Consider the following 3128-nt stretch of genomic DNA (forward strand, 5'->3'; position numbering starts at 1 on the left):
CGAAGGTTGTTATGGAACAGTGCGTTCGGCGGCGCTGAGGAAGTGAGAGATGTGTATTCTGCACAACCCGAGTTCTCGGCGTACGGCCCATCGCATTGGGCAGCCATCGCTCTGTTTGTCGCGGGTTCGGTGTTTCTGATCTGGGCGGGACGTAGACAGACCGAAGCGCAAGCTCGCCACCTCAGCCGCGCCCTCGGCGGAATACTGGCGGTGATATACGGCTCGGCGGTGCTCTACTCGCTGTCCTCACCCACGCTAGGAGGATCCGTACCCTTACAACTCACCGATCTCGCGACAGTGTCCGCGATCTACGCATTGTGGTCGCACCGACATTGGCCGTTCGCCCTCACCTACTACTGGGGGCTTGTATTGAGTACGCAGGCGTTGATTTCACCGGCTCTGGCCGGGCCCGACTTCCCCGGTTACGAGTTTCTTGCCTTCTGGGCGATTCACTGTCAATGGCCACGAAGTTCTCCCCGTAGGCGGCCAGTAGTTCTCCCCGCTGGTGGCCACGGGTTCTCCCCGGTGGCGGCCAGTTGTTTTTCCCCACCCGCTTTCTGATTTGGGTTAGCTGAAGGGCTTCACCCCCTTGCCGGTGGTGGCTTCGGTGAGGCGGAAGGAGTCGCCGTCGGTGACGACGACGTGCGCATGGTGCAGGAGCCGGTCAACGGTGGCGGTGGCCAATGTTTTGGGCATGATCTCGTCGAAGCCGGAGGGGTGCAGGTTGCTCGAGACGGCAATCGCTCGGCGTTCGTAGGCAGCGTCGACGAGGCGATAGAATCCTTCGGCGGCGTCTTCAGAGACCGGGAGCAGACCGATGTCGTCGACGATGATCAGGTCGGAGCGGATGATCCTCGTCAGGGCTCGGGCGATGGAGTCGTCGGCACGGTGCCGGCGGACCAGGGCACCGAGGTCTTCGATGGTGAACCAAGACACCGCCAGCCCAGCTTCGACTGCGGCCTGCCCGAGTGCCTCGGTGAAGTGAGACTTGCCAGTTCCCGAAGGCCCACAGACGCAGAAACATTCACGCCGCCCGACCCACTCCAGGGTGCGGAGCGCGTCCTGGGTGGCGCGGGGAATCGACGATTTCGTTTCGTCCCAGTCGCCGAAGGTCTTGCCGGTAGGGAAACCCGCGCGTTTGCGGCGAGTGTGCAGGTTCGCCCGGTCCCGGCCGGCGGCTTCCTCAGCGAGGAGAACCCGCACGACTTCGGCGGGGTCCCAGCGTTGGGCTTTCGCGGTCGGGATGATATCGCTCAAGGACCTGCGGATATGGGGCAGTTTCAGGCGTTTAGTCAGGTCGATCGCCTCGGCCAACGGGTCGCCGTTAGCGCTGGTAACAGTGCGCAAAGGGGTGCTCATCAGGCGTCATCGCTTTCATCGTCAGTAGTGGCTGGGCTGGCCGGCGCTGGTGTCTGGCCGAAGGTGGACCAGGCGGCGGTGCCCGGTTGCAGAGTGTGGTTCTCGCTGCGACGGACCGGATCAGCGTGTTCGTGGGTGACTTGGTAGTCGAGGATCGAGATCAGGTCCCGATCGGCGAACCGGCCGGTCATCGCCGCCGTCCCCAACGCTCTGTCGACTGCGTCCGGGGAGTGCAGCTTCGAAAGGTCCACGGCCTCGGCCATCTTCGCCCTGATGCGGCGCGCTCCCGCGGCGGCAGCCTCGACCAGCCAGCTGTTGGCACCCTGGCCCAACTGTAGGAAGGCGAGCTCGGCGGCGGTACGAGGCTTGGGCACCCGGTCGGCGGCGTCGCGGTCTGGGCGGGGTGGGTAGTGGTCGTTGTCGAGGACCGGTGAACCGGGTTGGCCGCGGCGGTGCCGCGCGACTTCGACTGCACCGCCATCATTGTCGACGGCGGTCACGATCAGCTCCTCACCATGGAAGCGGGCCCAGACCCGAGTGTCGATCAACGTGTGCGGCACCGAATACCGCACCCCTTCCACCGAGATCGTCGACTCCCAGTTCACCCGCCGGGTAGTGCCGAACACCGCGGTGAACGGAGATTTCGGCAGCGGATGCAGCCGCTGCAACTCTTCGGCCAGCCGCTCGACCGGCCGCCGCCGAGTAGAGCTGTGGACGCGGGTGTTGACGTCGGTGCAGAACTGCCGGCAAGCCGACTCGAGCTCACCGAAAGAGTGATACTGCTCGCGCAGGTTCACCTCCTTCGGCAACAGGTCGGCTTTGGCGATCCGCACCGTCGCCTCACTTCCTCCCTTCGACTCCGGATCAGCAGGTAAACACGTCCGCAGCGTCGTGCCGTAATGCCGTGCCACCTCCACGATCTCCGGATTGCGGACCGCGATCCCGGCCACGTGATCGATCGTCGCGGTCTTCTCGTTGTCGGTGAGGACATAGACCGGAACCCCGCCCAAGCGGCGGAATGTCGCATCCAAACACGCCGCCACCGTCGGCAATGTCTTGTCCCAGATCGGGATCACCACCCGAAATCGCGACCACGCCAACCATGCGCAGAACAACGTCGTCTTCCGGCCGGAAATCGTTGGCCCGTCACCGAAGTCGTACTGTAACCACAGCCCAGGTTCGGTTACCCACGGCCGATACACTCGCCGCCGACCAGCCCGAAACTGGGCCTTCGCCTCCGCGACCGTCCGGCGCGTGGTCCGCTCACCGCCGGTGAACCCCAGCGCGACGATCCGTTCGTGGATGACATCCGCGCGGACCTTGCCCTGCGAGCGGACCACCAACTCCTCGATCTTCGGCAGAAAGTCGTCGATCGCCCGCGCTCGATGCCGCCGGCGGTCCGGCGGCTGCCCCGCAGCGCGCATCTGCACATACCGGGCCACCGTGTGGTGATCACACCCAGCCAGCTCCGCCGCCGCCCGATAACTACCCGTGAGGTCGTACGCCTCCAAAATTTCCATGATCTCCCTGCTCGATTTCATCCACCCAGCGTTGCCGGGACCGAATCTGACTCACAGCAGGTGGGGAACTATCTGGCCGTACGCGGGGAGAAACCATGGCCACAAAATGCGCCATAAATGGCCGCCAGTGGGGAGCTTACGATGGCCGTCGACACCTGGACAGGTCATGCGCACTCGATGGGCGAAAGCCAGCCCCGCTGCGCGTGCTCGTGGGCATGCCGGCAACCACCGCCTGCATCATCGGTGGGA

3 protein-coding genes are annotated in these 3128 nt (G+C 64.6%); 1 reads left to right on the plus strand and 2 read right to left on the minus strand.

What is annotated here, in order from left to right; all coding sequences use genetic code 11:
* The first annotated feature begins 51 nt into the window (after nt 1–51).
* A complete protein-coding gene (locus tag ACF08D_RS31225; protein WP_392227574.1) occupies nt 52–561 on the plus strand; it encodes a TIGR02206 family membrane protein in 510 nt (169 codons plus the stop codon).
* A gap of 6 nt (nt 562–567) precedes the next feature.
* Here the strand turns inward: ACF08D_RS31225 and istB are convergent, their stop codons facing one another.
* Complete coding sequence (istB, locus tag ACF08D_RS31230; RefSeq protein ID WP_003944771.1) at nt 568–1359, minus strand: IS21-like element IS1415 family helper ATPase IstB; 792 nt, start codon at nt 1357–1359, stop codon at nt 568–570.
* Entirely contained in the window at nt 1359–2900 is a 1542-nt protein-coding gene (gene istA / locus ACF08D_RS31235; protein WP_030538069.1) for an IS21-like element IS1415 family transposase, read from the minus strand. The genes istB and istA overlap by 1 nt, the downstream gene beginning before the upstream one ends.
* Between the last annotated feature and the right edge of the window lie 228 nt (nt 2901–3128).

It is taken from the genome of Streptomyces sp. NPDC015131 (assembly GCF_043079975.1).
GTDB lineage: Bacteria > Actinomycetota > Actinomycetes > Streptomycetales > Streptomycetaceae > Streptomyces.

Coding starts and splice junctions, on each gene's coding strand:
- istA (WP_030538069.1), bottom strand. CDS start 2,900: ATGAAATCGAGCAGGGAGATCATGGAAATTTTGGAGGCGTACGACCTC.
- istB (WP_003944771.1), bottom strand. CDS start 1,359: ATGAGCACCCCTTTGCGCACTGTTACCAGCGCTAACGGCGACCCGTTG.